The organism is Streptomyces sp. NPDC053426 (assembly GCF_055585405.1).
Genome location: NZ_JBVJKE010000002.1, coordinates 434,763 through 449,805, shown reverse-complemented (window position 1 = coordinate 449,805; position 15,043 = coordinate 434,763). Strand labels below are relative to the sequence as shown.

General features: G+C 69.5%; 17 protein-coding genes. 13 read left to right on the top strand and 4 right to left on the bottom strand.

The window, feature by feature from the left end; all coding sequences use genetic code 11:
* The first annotated feature begins 8 nt into the window (after window positions 1-8).
* From ACZ62B_RS05865 to ACZ62B_RS05825, 9 genes are all read left to right on the top strand, one after another.
* Window positions 9-1,346 (top strand): CpaF family protein, encoded by a 1,338-nt coding sequence (locus ACZ62B_RS05865; protein ID WP_469689330.1) that lies wholly within the window; start codon window positions 9-11, stop codon window positions 1,344-1,346.
* Window positions 1,347-1,357: 11 nt separating this feature from the next.
* Complete coding sequence (locus tag ACZ62B_RS05860) at window positions 1,358-2,302, top strand: type II secretion system F family protein (protein ID WP_344566813.1); 945 nt, start codon at window positions 1,358-1,360, stop codon at window positions 2,300-2,302.
* Between the two features lie 21 nt (window positions 2,303-2,323).
* Window positions 2,324-3,211: a DUF5936 domain-containing protein gene (locus ACZ62B_RS05855; protein WP_344566814.1), complete on the top strand. Its 888-nt coding sequence runs from the start codon at window positions 2,324-2,326 to the stop codon at window positions 3,209-3,211.
* 11 nt (window positions 3,212-3,222) lie between these two features.
* A complete protein-coding gene (locus ACZ62B_RS05850; RefSeq protein ID WP_468882953.1) occupies window positions 3,223-4,692 on the top strand; it encodes a sensor histidine kinase in 1,470 nt (489 codons plus the stop codon).
* Window positions 4,689-5,537 (top strand): response regulator, encoded by an 849-nt coding sequence (locus ACZ62B_RS05845; protein WP_468725878.1) that lies wholly within the window; start codon window positions 4,689-4,691, stop codon window positions 5,535-5,537. The genes ACZ62B_RS05850 and ACZ62B_RS05845 overlap by 4 nt, the downstream gene beginning before the upstream one ends.
* A 160-nt stretch (window positions 5,538-5,697) precedes the next feature.
* On the top strand, window positions 5,698-5,934 hold the full coding sequence (locus tag ACZ62B_RS05840; protein ID WP_468882957.1) for a hypothetical protein: 237 nt from the start codon (window positions 5,698-5,700) through the stop codon (window positions 5,932-5,934).
* Window positions 5,934-6,533, top strand: a complete 600-nt coding sequence (locus ACZ62B_RS05835; protein ID WP_468882958.1) for a pilus assembly protein TadG-related protein — start codon at window positions 5,934-5,936, stop codon at window positions 6,531-6,533. The genes ACZ62B_RS05840 and ACZ62B_RS05835 overlap by 1 nt, the downstream gene beginning before the upstream one ends.
* 34 nt (window positions 6,534-6,567) lie before the next feature.
* Window positions 6,568-7,149 carry a hypothetical protein gene (locus tag ACZ62B_RS05830; RefSeq protein ID WP_468882960.1) on the top strand — a complete coding sequence of 194 codons (582 nt, stop codon included), beginning with the start codon at window positions 6,568-6,570 and terminating at the stop codon, window positions 7,147-7,149.
* 8 nt (window positions 7,150-7,157) lie between these two features.
* Window positions 7,158-7,805 carry an OmpA family protein gene (locus tag ACZ62B_RS05825; protein ID WP_469689329.1) on the top strand — a complete coding sequence of 216 codons (648 nt, stop codon included), beginning with the start codon at window positions 7,158-7,160 and terminating at the stop codon, window positions 7,803-7,805.
* On the opposite strand, the gene ACZ62B_RS05820 is transcribed toward ACZ62B_RS05825, so the two are convergent.
* The 4 genes from ACZ62B_RS05820 to ACZ62B_RS05805 form a co-directional block, all read right to left on the bottom strand.
* The gene (locus tag ACZ62B_RS05820) at window positions 7,780-8,166 is read right to left on the bottom strand and encodes an ASCH domain-containing protein (RefSeq protein WP_468725867.1); all 387 of its coding nucleotides are present in this window, start codon (window positions 8,164-8,166) and stop codon (window positions 7,780-7,782) included. The two genes, ACZ62B_RS05825 and ACZ62B_RS05820, sit on opposite strands and share 26 nt — an antisense overlap.
* Before the next feature lie 131 nt (window positions 8,167-8,297).
* The gene (locus tag ACZ62B_RS05815; RefSeq protein WP_344566830.1) at window positions 8,298-8,666 is read right to left on the bottom strand and encodes a DUF192 domain-containing protein; all 369 of its coding nucleotides are present in this window, start codon (window positions 8,664-8,666) and stop codon (window positions 8,298-8,300) included.
* Window positions 8,667-8,747: 81 nt separating this feature from the next.
* Window positions 8,748-10,271: an alpha-1,2-mannosidase gene (locus tag ACZ62B_RS05810; protein WP_344566832.1), complete on the bottom strand. Its 1,524-nt coding sequence runs from the start codon at window positions 10,269-10,271 to the stop codon at window positions 8,748-8,750.
* Between the two features lie 92 nt (window positions 10,272-10,363).
* The gene (locus tag ACZ62B_RS05805) at window positions 10,364-11,032 is read right to left on the bottom strand and encodes a DUF4232 domain-containing protein (protein ID WP_468725863.1); all 669 of its coding nucleotides are present in this window, start codon (window positions 11,030-11,032) and stop codon (window positions 10,364-10,366) included.
* 250 nt (window positions 11,033-11,282) lie between these two features.
* Here ACZ62B_RS05805 and ACZ62B_RS05800 point away from each other — a divergent pair, with 250 nt between their 5' ends.
* The 4 genes from ACZ62B_RS05800 to ACZ62B_RS05785 all read left to right on the top strand — a co-directional run bounded on the left by ACZ62B_RS05800 (window position 11,283) and on the right by ACZ62B_RS05785 (window position 15,022).
* Window positions 11,283-11,876: a hypothetical protein gene (locus ACZ62B_RS05800; protein ID WP_469689328.1), complete on the top strand. Its 594-nt coding sequence runs from the start codon at window positions 11,283-11,285 to the stop codon at window positions 11,874-11,876.
* Window positions 11,877-12,243: 367 nt separating this feature from the next.
* Window positions 12,244-12,903, top strand: coding sequence for a hypothetical protein (locus ACZ62B_RS05795; protein WP_469689327.1), 660 nt, complete (start codon window positions 12,244-12,246; stop codon window positions 12,901-12,903).
* A complete protein-coding gene (locus ACZ62B_RS05790) occupies window positions 12,891-13,919 on the top strand; it encodes a hypothetical protein (RefSeq protein WP_469689326.1) in 1,029 nt (342 codons plus the stop codon). The genes ACZ62B_RS05795 and ACZ62B_RS05790 overlap by 13 nt, the downstream gene beginning before the upstream one ends.
* A 227-nt stretch (window positions 13,920-14,146) precedes the next feature.
* The gene (locus tag ACZ62B_RS05785) at window positions 14,147-15,022 is read left to right on the top strand and encodes an LLM class flavin-dependent oxidoreductase (protein WP_344566844.1); all 876 of its coding nucleotides are present in this window, start codon (window positions 14,147-14,149) and stop codon (window positions 15,020-15,022) included.
* Window positions 15,023-15,043: the final 21 nt, after the last annotated feature.

The following is a 15,043-nucleotide window of genomic DNA, read 5'->3' as shown; positions in this document are numbered from 1 at the left end:
AGCGACCCATGAGCCTGCGGGCACGCATCAACTCCCCCGAGGAGACGGCCGGACGGGGCGAGGACGGCCACCTGGTCGCCTCCTACCGCGCCAAGCTCCTGGAGGAGATCGACCTCGCGGAGATGAGTTCGCTGGCGGCGGCCGAGCGCCGGGCCCGGCTGGAACGCGTCCTCGGCCACATCATCAGCCGCGAGGGCCCGGTCCTGTCGACCGTCGAACGTTCCCAGCTGATCCGCCGGGTCGTCGACGAGGCACTGGGCCTCGGCATCCTGGAACCCCTGCTGGAGGACGCGTCCATCACCGAGATCATGGTGAACGGCCCGGACGCCATCTTCGTGGAGCGCGGCGGCCGCGTGGAACAGCTCCCGCTCCGCTTCGCCTCCAACGACCAGCTCATGCAGACGATCGAACGCATCGTCTCCACCGTCAACCGCCGCGTCGACGAGTCGAACCCCATGGTCGACGCCCGCCTCCCCTCCGGCGAGCGCGTCAACGTCGTCATCCCGCCGCTCTCCCTGACCGGCGCCACCCTCACCATCCGCCGCTTCCCCCGCTCCTTCACCCTCCAGGAACTGATCGGCCTCGGTTCGCTGGACGACCACATGCTGTACCTGCTGGCCGGCCTGGTGCAGGCGCGCTTCAACGTCATCGTGTCCGGTGCGACGGGCACCGGGAAGACGACCCTCCTGAACGCCCTCTCCGGCCTGATCCCCGAGGGCGAACGCATCATCACCATCGAGGACTCCGCCGAGCTCCAGCTCCAGCAGCCGCACGTCATCCGCCTGGAGTCCCGCCCGCCGAACGTCGAGGGCAAGGGCCAGATCACCATCCGCGACCTGGTCCGCAACTCACTCCGCATGCGCCCCGACCGCATCGTCGTCGGTGAGGTCCGCGGCGGCGAGTCCCTGGACATGCTCCAGGCGATGTCGACGGGCCACGACGGCTCCCTCGCCACGGTCCACGCCAACAGCGCCGAGGACGCGCTGATGCGGCTCCAGACCCTCGCCTCCATGTCGGACGTGGAGATCCCCTTCGTCGCGCTCCACGACCAGATCAACAGCGCCGTCGACGTCATCGTCCAGCTCACCCGCTTCGCCGACGGCGCCCGCCGCATCACCGAGATCGCCCTGCTGGAGAGCCACGGCTCGGAGCCGTACCGGCTGGCCACGGTCGCCCGCTTCCACGCCCGGCCCATGACCGCCGACGGCCGCGTCCACGGCGCCTACGAGCACTACCCCCTCCCGCGCCGCACCGCCGACCGCCTCTACATGGCGAGCCAGCCCGTCCCCCAGGCGTTCGGCATCGCCCAGTCCTACGACCAGCTCGCCACCCGAGAAGCCAGGTAGGAACCGTCCCCATGGATCTGCAGAACCTGATCACGCTGACCACCGGCATCACGCTGCTGACCTGCGTCCTCGCGGTCGTCGGCGCGCACTCGTACGCCACCGGCAGGGCACAGCGGCAGGCGCTGGTGGACCGGCTGTCGGCCACCGGCCAGATCCCCGTCACCGGCCGCCGGCGCCACTTCCCCACCCTGGACCGCCGCCTGCGCCGCACCAAGCTCGGCAAGAAGCTCGAACTGCGCCTGACGGCCACCGGCCTGGACGTCACCCCCGGCGAGTTCTTCGTCTACATGCTCGCCACGGTCGCCGGTCTGTGGCTCGTCGGCCAGGCGACCCTCGCCCCCTTCTTCGGCCCGATCGCCGGCCTGCTCGGCGTCTGGGTGGCGTTGCAGTTCCTCAACTGGCAGCGGCAGAAACGCATCGAGAAGTTCATCAACCAGCTCCCGGAACTGGCCCGCATCCTCGCCAACGCCACCCAGGCCGGCCTCGCCCTCCGTACGGCCATCGGCATGGCGGCGGAGGAGCTGGAGGCCCCGGCGGGCGAGGAACTGGCCAAGGTCGCCAACCAGTTGGCGGTGGGCGCGTCGATGGACGACGCCCTCGGCGAACTCGCCGACCGCCTCCCGTCCCGCGAACTGGTCGTCCTGGTCACCACCCTCGTGCTGTCCAACCGGGCGGGCGGCCAGGTGGTGAGCGCCCTCCGCAACCTGACCGAGACGCTGGAGGAGAGGAAAGAGACCCGCCGGGAGGTCCGTACGCAGCTCTCCCAGGTCAGCATGACGTCGTACGCCGTCCCCGTGCTCGGCGTCGGATCCCTCTTCCTGATGAACGGGGTGAAGGACGGGGCCCTGGAGCGCATGACCGGCTCCCCGGCCGGACAGGCCGCGGTGGTCATCGCGTTCGGCCTGTACGCCGTCGGCTTCGTCCTCATCCGCCGCCTGTCCCGCATCGACGTCTGAGCGGCGAGGAGACCGACCGACATGGCACTTCTGCTGGCCCTCCTGATGGGCCTCGCCGTCTACGGCGTCTTCGCCGGCGTCCGCATGTACCGGGCGGAGGTGAAACTCCCCAGCGACCTGGCCCTGGCCCTGGAGGTCGGCTCCACCCGCACGGGCGCGGTCGACTCCCTCGTCGACCGCATGGGCATGCGCTACGCCCCCGCCGTGCTGCGCGTCATGGGCCCCAAGCAGGTCGCCAGGTACCGCCGCAAGATCGACCTGGCGGGCAACCCCGGCGGTCTGACCATCGACCGCTACGCCGCCCGCCGCGCGGTGTACGGTGCGCTCGGCGGGCTGGGCTTCCTGGTGTTCCTGATGCGCGGCCAGCTCTTCATGGCCCTGCTGCTCCTGGCGTTCGGCGCGTTCTGGACGGAGGTCGGCATCTGGTCGGCGATCCGCGTCCGCAGGGACGTCATCGAGCGGACGCTGCCGGACTTCCTGGACGTGCTGGCGGTGGTGGTGAGCGCGGGTCTGGGCTTCCGGCAGGCCCTGGACCGGGTGTCGTCGAAGTACGAGGGCCCGTGGGCGGACGAACTGCGCATCACCCTGCGCCAGATGGACCTGGGCATGAGCCGCCGCCAGGCCTTCGCGGAACTGCGCCGCCGCAACGACTCGGAGCAGGTGGCGATGTTCGTCACGGCGTTGCAGCAGGGCGAGGAACTGGGCGCGCCGATCGTGGACACGCTGGTGTCCCTGGCGAAGGACATGCGCCGTACGGATTCCCAGAACGCCCGCCGCAAGGCGGCCCGCGCGGTCCCGAAGGCCACCATGATGATCACCACGTTCATGGTCCCGGCCACGATGATCCTCCTCGGCGCCGGCCTGATCCTCGGTTCCGGCATCGACTTCGGCGCGGTCACGGGCGAGTAGGGCAGGGGGCGATGACGACGACAAGGGAACGCACGAGGCTGTTCCGCCGTCCCGCGAAACCGTCGGAGACCACCACCCCGCCGACGGGCACGGTCCTCCCGCCCCACACCGAGGCAGGCGCCCCCGACGGGGCCGAACCCCCGCAGGCCCACGAAGCGGCGGCCGCCGACGGCGGTCGGCCCCCACAGGGGCCACCCGCACCCGACGACGAAACCCGCACGGGGGATGCGTCCGCACCGGCCCCGGACGTCCAGATCCAGATCAACGCCCTCCAAGCCCTGTGCCGGCAGGCGTTCGGCTTCAGACTGGCGATGATCGCCCTGGCGACCCCCTCCGCCCTCCTCAACGCGGCCCCGGGCTGGAGCACCCGCCTGGTCGGCATGGCGGTGGTGGCCACCTTCATGGCCTCCTACGTCCTCTTCCGCGACTGGGAACGCTTCGGCCCCCTCCTCCTGCGCCACCCCACCCTCCTGGCGGCGGACACCCTCTTCGGAGCCCTGCTCCTGATCTCGGCGGGCCCCGACACCACCCTCGCCTACGTCAGCGTCTGCACCCCCCTCCTCGCGGGCCTGATCTACGGCTGGCGCGGCGCGGCGGTCTTCGCCTCCCTCCAGGGCCTGATCCTCCTCCTGGTCCACGCCGCCCTGGACAACCCCCGGACGGACCCGGCGGAATCACTCCTCCTCCCCGGCCTCTGCGTGATCGCGGGCGCGGTCGGCTCCAGCCTCCGCAACCTCATGCTCCGCCTGGGCACGGCGACCCAGGCCCTGACGACCGTCCAGGCCCGCCTGGCCGTCACGGAAGCGGTCAGCGCCGAACGCGCCCGCCTCGCCCGCGAGATGCACGACTCGGTGGCCAAGACCCTCCACGGAGTGGCCCTGGCGGCGGACGGCCTGGCCGGCACGGCGGGCACCCCGCACCCGGACCCGGCCCTGGTGAGACGACAGGCGGAACTCGTGGCCCGCTCGGCCCGCAGAGCCGCCGCCGAATCCCGCGAACTCCTGGCCGACCTGCGCAGGGAGTCGGACCCGGCACAGGGCACGGACGTCCTGGCGGAACTGGCCGCCCGCACCCGCGACTTCTCCGCCCGCACCGGCGTCCCCGCGGCCTACCACCCCACCGGCGAGCACGCGCTCCCGCCCGTCCCGCCCGCCGTGGCCCGCCAGCTCCTCACCATCGTCTCGGAGGCCATGGAGAACGCCCACCGCCACGCCGAGCCGACCAGGGTCGACGTCCACGCCGGCGTTCACGGCGACCTGCTCCGCATCAGCGTGCACGACGACGGCACCGGCCTCCCGCCCGGCACCGACCTCGAACAACTCCGCCGCGCCGGTCACTTCGGCCTCGTCGGCATGGTCGAACGGGCGGCCTCGGTCGGCGCCCGCATCCACATGGGCCGGGGCGAACACACCCGAGGCACCGAAATCCGCCTGGAACTCCCGCTGGCGGCCGTGACGACTCCCACGGAGGCCACCCCATGACCACACCACCGAACCCCTTCGCGAACGTCCCGCCCCCGGCCTCCCTCCGGGTGCTGGTGGCCGACGACAACCCGGTGGTCCGCGCCGGCCTGACCGCCCTCCTCACCGGCCGCGAGGACATCACGGTGGTGGCGGAGGCGGCCGACGGCCGGGAGGCCTGCGAGGCGGCCCACACCCACCGCCCCGACGTGGTCCTCCTGGACGTCCGCATGCCCGGCGTGGACGGCATCTCGGCCCTCCCGTACCTGGTACGGATCGCACCCGTGGTGATGCTGACGTACAGCGGGGAGTCGGAGATCGTCCAGGAGGCCCTGCGCAGGGGAGCGGGCGGCTACCTGGTCCACGGCGAGTTCACGGCGGACCAGCTGGTGGCGGCGATCCGCGACATCAGGGAGGGCAGGCCCCACTTCACCCCGACGGCGGCCGGGGCGTTGCTCTCGCAACTACGCCAGGATCCGCGACCGCCCGGGCCGCTACCGGAGGGGCTGGGGACTGCACGCGCAACTACCCCCACCACAAACGGACTCAGCTTCCCCCACATCCCACCCTTACCTACTTCTGCGGAAAACCTTTCGCAAATGCAACCAGGTATGGCACGATCGTCGTCTGGGTGGACAGGCGGCCGCCCGGCCGCTCCCGACAGGTCGAGGTACCAACTGAGCACGAGGGAGGCGGAGATCATGGACCTCATCGCATCCGGCATGAACAACCAGCAGATCGCCGCCACGTGCTTCATCAGCGAGAAGACGGTCAAGAACCACATCAACCGCATCTTCGCGAAACTCCACAGCACGAGCCGTTCCGAGGCCGCGGCGAAGTGGCTCGGCACGACAGGGGCGGGGTGACCTCCGGTGACGGCGAGGGGGACGAGGAGCTGGGCCCGCGATTGGGCCCGGGATTGGGCCCTGGTGCCCTCTGACGGACAGGGCACCCGCCCGTACGTTGCAGATGCCGAAAGCGGCCCCATGAAGCAGGCCGCTGTTGCGTCAGCCGGAGGGGAACACCATGAGCGACCTGATGATCAAGACCGCCGTCGCGACCAAGGTCCGCGTCAACGGCTGGAAGAACACGACGGTCGAGGCCCTGCAGCGCCGCAACGCCGACAAGGGGCAGACCGCGGTCGAGTACCTGGGCATCATCGCGGTGGTCGTGCTGATCGTGCTCGCGATCACCGGCACCAGCATCGGCCAGTCGATCTACGACGCGATCACGACGCAGATTGCCCGGGTTACCGGCGGCTGATGCGCCCACGCAGGTACGGCGATGCAGGGCAGGCTTTCCCCATCTACATCACGGTGGTGGGAGGCCTGCTCTTTCTCGCGTTCGCCTACTTTGCGGTCGGCCAGGCTGCGGCGAACCGGAACGGCGCACAAACAGCCGCTGATGCGGCCGCGCTTGCGGCAGCTCAGGACCAGCGAGATCAACTCGCAGACGCGTGGTTGCAGAACCTCCTCGATCCGGCCAAGTGGCAGGGTATTTTCAACGGCACTGCAGAAGGTATTGCCCCGTCGTGCTGGCGGGCAGACCAGTTGGCGGCGCAGAACGATGCCGTTGTGCTGAGCTGCCTTCCGGACGGATTACTGGGCTACACGGTGGTGGTCGAAACGAATGACACCGTGGGAGAGTCCATCGTCCCCGGCACGGAAGGCAAGAAGTCCCAGGAGAAAGCCACTGCCGTAATCAAGCCTCGCTGTGAGTTCGAGCTTCCGACGGAAGAAGCAGGAGAAGACGTGCTGCCGTTGCTGTCCTGCAAGGGCACCGAGTGGGAGCTGAACCCGGAGGAATCTGAGGAACTGCTTCCGAAACCTGAAGACCTTTTCGACGTCAACCTGGCCGACTGATAAGCGAATGACGAGTGACTAAGGAAGCAGAGGCATGAGCGTTTGGTTTACAGCGAAGGCCCGTAGGGGGGTGGCCACGATGGCTGTCGTGGCCGGACTGGCCCTCGGAGTGGCCGCCTGCGGTGGTGGGGCAGAAGACGACAAGAAGCCGGAGGCCTCATCGTCGGCCTCCAAGGACAACGGTTCCGCTCCGAGCGCACAGGAGGGCCAGGCGAGTGAGCCTCTGGCGGAACTGAGAGGATCGAACGGATTGCTTCTCCAGATCTCCTCTGCGCAACGTGACGCTGGTGGGTTCGTCACCGTTAACGGCACACTGAAGAATGACGGAGCCGACAGCGTCGTAATCCCTGCGACTCTGAGTGGCAATGAGACTGAGATCGTGCGAAATGGTCGATCGCTTGGCGGCGCCACGCTGGTCGACTCAAAGAGCAAGAAGCGGTACTACGTACTGCGTGACACAGACGGCCGGCCATTGACCACGGCCGGTTTCTCGACTGTCAAGGCGGGAGAGAGTCTTTCTGTCTTCATGCAATTCCCCGCGCCGCCGGCGGACACAACTGAAGTCACCTTCCAGTTGCCGACGTTCGCCAGCGGCACCATCCAGATCTCTGGGTGAGGTCGGCCATGACACATACGCATATGCGCCCGGTGCCGACTCGATTCACCCTGGCACTCACCACTGCCACTCTTCTGGTCGCCACCAGCCTCTGCTGCGCCACAACTGCCGTAGCAGACGACGGCCCCAGCGTCCCTCCAGGCACCGAGGCTACTGCCTCAGCCCCCGTGGAACTTGACCCCAATGACCCCGACCTCAAGCTCCCGGAGGGCGCGACCCTCGCTGAACCGAAGGTCCTGGACATCAAGCAGGTCGTAGAAGACCAAAGCGGCGACGAACGCCGCGAGGACACCAACTCCGACGTGACGTTCGCGCTCCAGGCCGAGGTGCTGTTCGGCAAGGACAGCGCGAAGCTCGGCGCGGAGGCGAAGGCCCGTATCGTCACGATCGCGGGCGAGATCAAGACGCAGAACGCGACGAAGGTCCGCGTCTTCGGCTTCACGGACAACCTGGGCTCCTCCGCGCACGGTGACGTCCTGTCCCGCCGGCGCGCCAACGCCGTACAGGCCGTCCTGGGCCAGGAGTTGAGCGACGCCAACATCACCTACGAGGTGCGCGGTTACGGCGAGCAGTACCCGATCGCCGACAACTCCACGGAGGCCGGCCGCAAGAAGAACCGCAGGGTCGAGATCACCTTCCCGCGCACGGGGAGCTGAGCCGGAACCGCAGGCACACCAGCGGCGTGTCCTCGTCCACCGGAGTGCCGATGCCTTCCCAGAAGCGCCTGTGTCCGGTCCGCCACTCCTCCAGCGATCGGTCGCCCTCTCCTTCGGCGGTGGCGTGTTCCCACGTGACACCGCCGAAGGACGTCAGCTCGACGCCGGTGATCTCGATCGTGGCGACGCAGTCTCCGTCGTTCCCGAGAAGCGCCAGGCGCTCACCCTCGAACTCCAGGCCCTCCGTCTCCTCGACGTACTCGGCCAGCAGCCCGGTGGTGGCGGTCTTCCTCCCGGCCAGGACGAGGGCGTTGAGCCGCTCCCGCATCTCACCGATGGTGCCGAGCTCCAGTGCCCGCATGCCGTTCACCCGTGGCCACACGGTTCCACTTCCCTTCCGGCGCCTGCCTCCGCACCGATCATCCCTCAGCTCCTGGCGCAGGCGGTCGGCCCTACCCGCTTTGATCTCCGGGACTGCCCGGCGGCGGCGCCCTATAGGCCCACTTCCACCCGGGCCCCGACCCGCAGCCCCCACCCCTCCATCGCCCCGGCCCCGGCTTCGAGCACATGCCGTGCCCGGAGCCGGGGCAGACCGAGCCGCCCCGGCGGCATGGTGCGTACGGCGATGACCCGGAGCCGCCGGTCGAGGTAGGCGACGTCGATGGGCATGCGCATACGGAAGGTGTGCACGCTGTTGGCGGGGGAGAGCAGCAGGGCCCCGTCGAGGGAGTCCCGCCCGAGCAACCCTTTGGTGCGGGCCCGGTAGGAGGTGGCGATCTCCAGGGGGACGCGCACCGGCGCCCCCTCACCGTCCCCTCGTACGACGGTCAACTCCCCACGCCCGTCCCGCCAGCGCGCCATGCCCGACCGCCCCCTCGACTACCCACCGACACCCACCGACGAACCGTCCGCCCCGAACGTATCCCCGCGGGCCCCTCGGAATCAGTGCTTGCGGAGTTGTGCGGCCAGGGCGGCGAGGGTCTGGGCGGTCTCGGACAGGCTCGCGACGGCGGCCTGGAGCTCCGAGGCGACGCGGGGAGCGGCGGGAAGGGCGGCGGACGTGGCGGCGACCGGCGTGCCGCGGTAGCCGATGGGGCCCTCGTTGTAGCGCTGGTAGTAGCCGGTGAACGCCTGCCCGGTGGGCGCTTCCGCGAACCGGACCTGGGCGAGCTGGACCTCGGTCCCGCCGGAGTTGCGGGTGATGTCGAGACGGTAGTGGCGGTAGGCCCGGGCGTTGGAGCGGAGGTGGAACTCCCGGGTCTGGAACCGCTCGGTGAACTTCTCACCGCTGCGCGTGTCCAGCGGCGTCCACGTGTGGCCGTCGTGCGAGCCGAGGAGCGTCCAGTCGCGGGGGTCGCGCTCGGCGAAGTCGTTCGCCGACACCAGGGAGTACGAGGCGACGGCGGTGGGACGGGCGAGGGTGAAGTCGAGGTGGGCGGTCTCCTCGAACGTCAGCCACTTGCTGCGCCGCTCCTCGAGGAGGTTGTCGGCCCCCTCGCCCCCTTCGTCGTACTCGTCGCTCGCCTCGACGTCGGTCACCTCCACCTCGGCGGCGGCGGTGTGCAGCACGGCCACCCCGGAGTTGCCCCGCTGGTCGCGCCAGGTGAACCGCTCGACGGGCGCCCCGCCGTCGTCGACCAGCAGCCGCAGTTCGTGGGAGGTGTGCCAGCGACCGCCCCACCCCTCCTCCGTGTGGAAGCGGTGCAGGGGGGACGCCGAGAGGTTCCGGGTGTCGTCCGAGAACGGCCGGCGGTCGGTGAGCCGCCCCCGGTACTCGTACGCCGTACCGTCCGCGGCGCGGTACACGCCGTGGAAGTCGGACATGTTGGACTGGAAACTGATGGCGGCCTCGGCGCCGTCCTCGCCGCGCCAGCCGAGCTGGGCGGGCAGGGAGTGCTCGTCCCGGTCGATGTGGAAGAGCAGCCGCGGGGCCGCCTGCCAGGTGGCGGAGGAGGAGTGGGCGGGGCGGAGCTCCGTACGGTAGGCGAAGACCGAGTCGCGGGCGGCCTCGGCGGTCCGCGCACGCTCGGAGCGGCCACGCTCCCAGACGGGGTCCAGGGTGATCCGGTAGAGCCAGAGCATGCTGCCGGCCTTGGCCGAGGAGCGTATCTCCAGGGTGTTGGTACCGGGCTTCAGCAGGCGCCCCGGCACGGCGAAAACGTTGTCCTGCGGGAGGTCGCCGCCACCGGGCACGGTGAGGTCCTCGGCCACCACCTCACCCTGGACCAGTACGTCCATCGGCGCGTACCCGAGGTCGGAGCCGAGCTTGGAGACGAGGGCCGTGACGGTGAGCGTCACCTGGGGGACGTCCTCCGGGTCCGCCACCTCGAAGTCCAGCGTCACACTCCCGCCCGCGCTCAACGCCAGGTGCGACCCGGCGAACCGGGCCCGCTGATACCGGACATCGGCGTTGGCCAGCCGAGTCGGATCGACGGAAAAGTCGGCGTAGGTGGCCTCAAAGCCCATGATCGCTCCAGGAAGTGACGGGACGTCAGTTAAAGTCGCCGCGTGGTGGCGACTGTGATCGGGACCTTAGTGGGCCGGACTGACAACGCCGTTCAGGCGAAGGGAACGGCGTCCGCCGGGGAGGTGTGCCAGTTGGTGACGATCGGGTCCTCGACGGTGATGGTGCCGACCGGCAGGGAAACCGGGTTGGGGTCGGCGTCACCGACGGCGACGATGATGCTGTCCAGTTCCTTGCCGCCGTCTCCGTCGGTGGTCTTCGGGTTCACCCCGGCGTAGGCGGTGGTGCTCCCGCTCAGCTTGATCTGCTCGCCGACCGCCTGCTCCGCGGGACCCGCCTCGGTGCCGTCGGACCCGAACGCCACGACCGGCAGCTCGGCGGGCAGGTAGCAGGTGATCCCCGGCTTCGCCTTCGCTGTGATCAGGATGTATCCGCCGCCCTGAGTCTCGGACTTGGTGCTCCAGGAGATGTCGTTGGCGCCGCAGGTCTGCTCGACCGCCACCCGCTCCCCGTCACCGGTGTCGACACCGGAGCCGGCCCCGTCCCCGGTTCCCTTGCTCGTCGCGCCGGTGCTCTGCTCGCCGCCCTTGGCCGACGAGCCGGACGACGGGGTGGCCGTACCGTCGGTCGAAGCGGTGGACGAAGAACCGCTCGCGGCGCCGGTGTCCGTGGCCGCGTCCGTGTCCTGGCAGGCGGTCATCAGCATGGCGCCGCCCACGAGGGCCGCGGAGACGAGGAAGGCCTTGCGACGGTTGCCGAACATGAAATCTCCTTGGCGATCGGTTGGTCGAGGCCGAAGCGAGTTCGGCTTCTCGGTGCTTCCTTGATCACTATGAGGGGTCCGCGGGCCGAAGGGATGTCACCGCCGCCGTTCCACGACATCGCTGTCACAGGAAGGTGACATGGGCACGAACTCGTCCGAATGCAGGCCGGGTTTGAACCGGTGACCCGCCGCTCACCAGGTGAAGTGGGGAGACGGACGAGAGGCGAGGAGAAGAGAGAGGGAACAGGACATGCGATGCGTGGTGCGGGGCTTCTGGGGTCCCCGGCAGGAGTCGGCGGAGGAACTCGCCGCACGGTGGAGCACGACGCTGGACAGGTTCACCCGACTGCTGCCGCAGACGACGGGGACATGGCACACCGCCCCCGCCTCCGGACCGGCCGAGACCCTCCAGCCGACCGAACCGTCCCTGCTCGCCGCCCTGCACAGGGCCTGGACAACAGACGACTGGTCGGCGGCGAACGGCACCTCACTCCGACTGACCGCCGACACCGCCGCCCCGGGCTGGAAGGTGGAGATCGCCGCACTGGCGGGCGGAACCCCGGAGTACCTGCTCCAGTCACTGGTGGCCACGATCGTGTTCCCCGGCGAGGCACCGGACCTCCCCGACGCCGCGCTCCTCACCACCGTGGCGGAGTCGTGGCATCCGGACTACGGAGACGTGATCGACCGCGCGGTGACGTCGGCACTGAAGAAGGAAGCGGGCTTCAAGATCGGGACCCCGTCGGTCGGCCGGCTGGCCTGCCTGTCCGCCGGCCGAGCGGCCCGCACACCCACCGACGCGTTCCCCGACAGCAAGGAACTCCCCACCGGAGGCACACTGTGACGCCCTGCGCAGGAACCCTCTTCGACCAGAACGACCTGACAGGCGTGTACGGCCGCGAACGGGAACGAACGGAGCCGAGAACGGAGTCACACCCGACCGAACCGACAACGCCCCTGGGCACTCCCCGGCCATGCGGTCCCTCCGCCTCCAACGGGATTCCGGCGAACGGTTCACCCGCCGGACCGTCCTCTCCCTCAGTCGGTCCAACGGCGACACCCCTTGATCCGCACGGCCCTGATCACCGGCCCACCCGCTCACGGAACCGCCGGACCCCGCAAGTTGACCCCGTTCACTCTGGTGCCTCGACTTACGCACCGGATAGCTTTGACTTCGCTGAAGCCAAGCCTCGCCCTACTGGGAGCCGACTGTGACCCGCCGCCCCACCCTGCTCGCAGCGCTCGCGCTGACCGCCACCGCGGCCCTGACGCTGTCCGCATGCGGAAGCGACGACGACAGCCCGACGAAGGACAACGACAAGATCGCGGGCGCGGACACAGGGGGTGAGAAGTCGGCGTCACCCACCCCGAGCGCGTCGGACTCCGGCGGTCGCCCGAAGATCACGTTCCCTTCCGACGCGAAGAACGTCTTCGAGTACGAGAAGACGGGCGACGCGGCGAAGGACGCGGCGCTCGCCGACAGTACGCTCACCGTCAACGCCGTGGATGAAGCGATCTTCGAGGGTGACACGGGAACCGAGGCTCTGGGCTTCTACATCACGGATAAGGCGTTGAGTTCGTACATCACTTACGTGCAGAAGTACATCGACGACGGTGAGACATGGGTCGGTGAGACTCGCTACTTCAAGTACAAGGTGACGCTTTCGGGCAAGCAGAAGGCTTACGTCACCTACTGCTCCGACGAGAGCAAGTCGTACATCAAGGACAAGAAGACAGGGGAGGTTGACAGGTCGCCGGCCACAGCGAGGTCATACGTCCTGTACAACACGAGTCTGACCAAGAACTCCGATGGCATTTGGCGGACCACCGACGTCGTCTCGGACAGGGGGAGCAAGGCGTGTCAGCCGTAAAAAAATCGGCGAGAACTGTCACGGTCCTCACACTCACGTGCGCTTGTCTCTTTGCTTCACACGCGGCATATGCCGGACGTGACGAAAACGGAAACGCCAACCAGGCGGACCAGAGTGCCGACGTCGACGGCGAAGGGAACCTCTCCGTCACCGTCGGCGGCGTCGTCTTCGACCGTTCGAAGAACGGCAGCGGCGACTCCGCGGGCGCGTTGACGTCGTCCACCTCGTGGAGCCCGCCCCCCTGCTGGTACGCCCCCAAGTACACCCCCGAGCAGCTGCAGAAGTACCTGGAGCCGATCTGGGAAGCCGGCTCGACGGGCCACGAGTGGGACGCCGAACAGCGGGAAAAGTACAACGCCAATGACGAGAAGAAGGCCTTCAACAAGGACAAGTCCGGCGAAGGCTATTGGTGGGGCTCGTACGTGGACAAGAGCTACCCGCCGGGCTGGGACTCCTGCGACGAGGACTACTTCTGGGTGGACACGGGCGACGCCCCGCCCGCGGACATCGAGAACGCCATCACCCCCGAAATCCTCGCCGAACTCGCCTACGCGGAGATCCGCGTCCCGGGCACCGAGGTGACGCTGGCCCCCGCGGAAGCCACCAAGGTGAACCTTCCGACGTGGGCGTGGCTGGACGGTGCGGAGTTCAAGCCGGTCTCGGTCACCGCGTCCGTCGAGGCGATCGGACTCGAGGCGACGGCCACGGCGGAGCCGGTCTCGCTGGAGATCGAGCCGGGCACGCCGGACGCGGAGACCTACCCGGCCTCGGGCGTCTGCGAGATCAACGACGGCCGTATCGGTGAGCAGTACGAGAAGGGCAAGGCGGACGAGACGCCTCCGTGCGGCGTGAGGTACCTGCGCTCCTCGGGCGACGGCACGTTCCCGCTCCAGGCGACGGTCACGTGGGAGATCCACTGGACCGGCACCGGCGGCGCGGGGGGCGACCTCCCCGACGGCGAGTTCGGAGCGACGCAGGACGTCGTGGTCCAGGAAATCCAGGCCATCAACCGCTGATCCCGGGCTTCGCCCTGCCGGGAGCCGACTGTGAACCGTCACCCGGCAGGGACAGGACCGGGGACGCCGCGTACGTTCCGCTCGCTGGCGTCGGGCAGGAAACGGGCGACCTGTGTGAAACCGGATTCCTCCGCCGCCATGCCGTACGCCCGGACGTTCGAGATCAGGACCGAACAACCGGCGGATCACGTTTCCCCGCCCACTCTCCGGTGGGTAGGAACACCTCCATGACCACACTTGGCGCAGTCTTCCGTCCCCAGCTCGCCCCCGAACGACTCCGTGCCGTCGCCGAGCTTGCCGATGAGGTCGGCCTCGAGGAGCTCTGGTTGTGGGAGGACTGTTTCCGGGAGGGCGGGATCTCGACCGCCGCTGCCGCGCTGGCGTGGACCGAGCGGGTTCGGGTGGGGGTCGGGCTGCTGCCGGTGCCGTTGCGGAACGTCGCGATGACGGCGATGGAGGCCGCCAGTCTGCACCGGATGTTCCCGGGGCGCGCGATCCTCGGCGTCGGGCACGGGGTGCAGGACTGGATGGGGCAGGTCGGGGCGCGGGCCGAGTCGCCGCTCACCCTGCTGCGGGAGCATCTCGTCGCGCTGCGGGCGCTGCTGGGAGGGGAGAGGGTCACCACCGAGGGGCGGTACGTCAGGCTCGACGACGTCGCCCTCGACTGGCCGCCGCGGGGGCCGGTGGAGGTGCTCGCCGGTGCCACCGGGCCCCGTACCGTGCGGCTCACCGGGGAGGCCGCCGACGGGACCATCCTCACCGCCGACACCTCGCCCGAGGGGGTGCGGCGGGCGCGCCGGCTCATCGACGAGGGGCGGGCCGCGGCGGGGCGTACCGGCGAATCCCACAAGGTCGTCGTCTATCTGCTCGCCGCCACGGGGGCGGGGGCCGGTGAGCGGGTGCGGGCCGATCTGGTCGCCGAGGGGGTGGACGGGGAAGCGGAAGTCGGGGTCGCCGGGGACGCGGGGGCCGTCGCCAAGGCCGTACAGCGGCTCGCCGAGGCCGGGGCCGACTCGGTGATCCTCCAGCCGACCAGTGACGAACCGGACCCGGAGGGCTTCGTGCGGTTCGTGGCGGAGGAGGTGCGGCCGTTGGTGCCGTAAAGCCGGGGGACAGGCGGTGGC

Excerpts from the sequence above, each read along its gene's own strand:
- ACZ62B_RS05785 (WP_344566844.1), top strand. The coding sequence starts at position 14,147 with ATGACCACACTTGGCGCAGTCTTCCGTCCCCAGCTCGCCCCCGAACGA.
- ACZ62B_RS05845 (WP_468725878.1), top strand. The coding sequence starts at position 4,689 with ATGACCACACCACCGAACCCCTTCGCGAACGTCCCGCCCCCGGCCTCC.
- ACZ62B_RS05835 (WP_468882958.1), top strand. The coding sequence starts at position 5,934 with ATGCGCCCACGCAGGTACGGCGATGCAGGGCAGGCTTTCCCCATCTAC.
- ACZ62B_RS05800 (WP_469689328.1), top strand. The coding sequence starts at position 11,283 with ATGCGATGCGTGGTGCGGGGCTTCTGGGGTCCCCGGCAGGAGTCGGCG.
- ACZ62B_RS05805 (WP_468725863.1), bottom strand. The coding sequence starts at position 11,032 with ATGTTCGGCAACCGTCGCAAGGCCTTCCTCGTCTCCGCGGCCCTCGTG.
- ACZ62B_RS05865 (WP_469689330.1), top strand. The coding sequence starts at position 9 with ATGAGCCTGCGGGCACGCATCAACTCCCCCGAGGAGACGGCCGGACGG.
- ACZ62B_RS05820 (WP_468725867.1), bottom strand. The coding sequence starts at position 8,166 with ATGCGGGCACTGGAGCTCGGCACCATCGGTGAGATGCGGGAGCGGCTC.
- ACZ62B_RS05830 (WP_468882960.1), top strand. The coding sequence starts at position 6,568 with ATGAGCGTTTGGTTTACAGCGAAGGCCCGTAGGGGGGTGGCCACGATG.
- ACZ62B_RS05840 (WP_468882957.1), top strand. The coding sequence starts at position 5,698 with ATGAGCGACCTGATGATCAAGACCGCCGTCGCGACCAAGGTCCGCGTC.
- ACZ62B_RS05825 (WP_469689329.1), top strand. The coding sequence starts at position 7,158 with ATGACACATACGCATATGCGCCCGGTGCCGACTCGATTCACCCTGGCA.
- ACZ62B_RS05810 (WP_344566832.1), bottom strand. The coding sequence starts at position 10,271 with ATGGGCTTTGAGGCCACCTACGCCGACTTTTCCGTCGATCCGACTCGG.
- ACZ62B_RS05860 (WP_344566813.1), top strand. The coding sequence starts at position 1,358 with ATGGATCTGCAGAACCTGATCACGCTGACCACCGGCATCACGCTGCTG.
- ACZ62B_RS05815 (WP_344566830.1), bottom strand. The coding sequence starts at position 8,666 with ATGGCGCGCTGGCGGGACGGGCGTGGGGAGTTGACCGTCGTACGAGGG.
- ACZ62B_RS05855 (WP_344566814.1), top strand. The coding sequence starts at position 2,324 with ATGGCACTTCTGCTGGCCCTCCTGATGGGCCTCGCCGTCTACGGCGTC.
- ACZ62B_RS05850 (WP_468882953.1), top strand. The coding sequence starts at position 3,223 with ATGACGACGACAAGGGAACGCACGAGGCTGTTCCGCCGTCCCGCGAAA.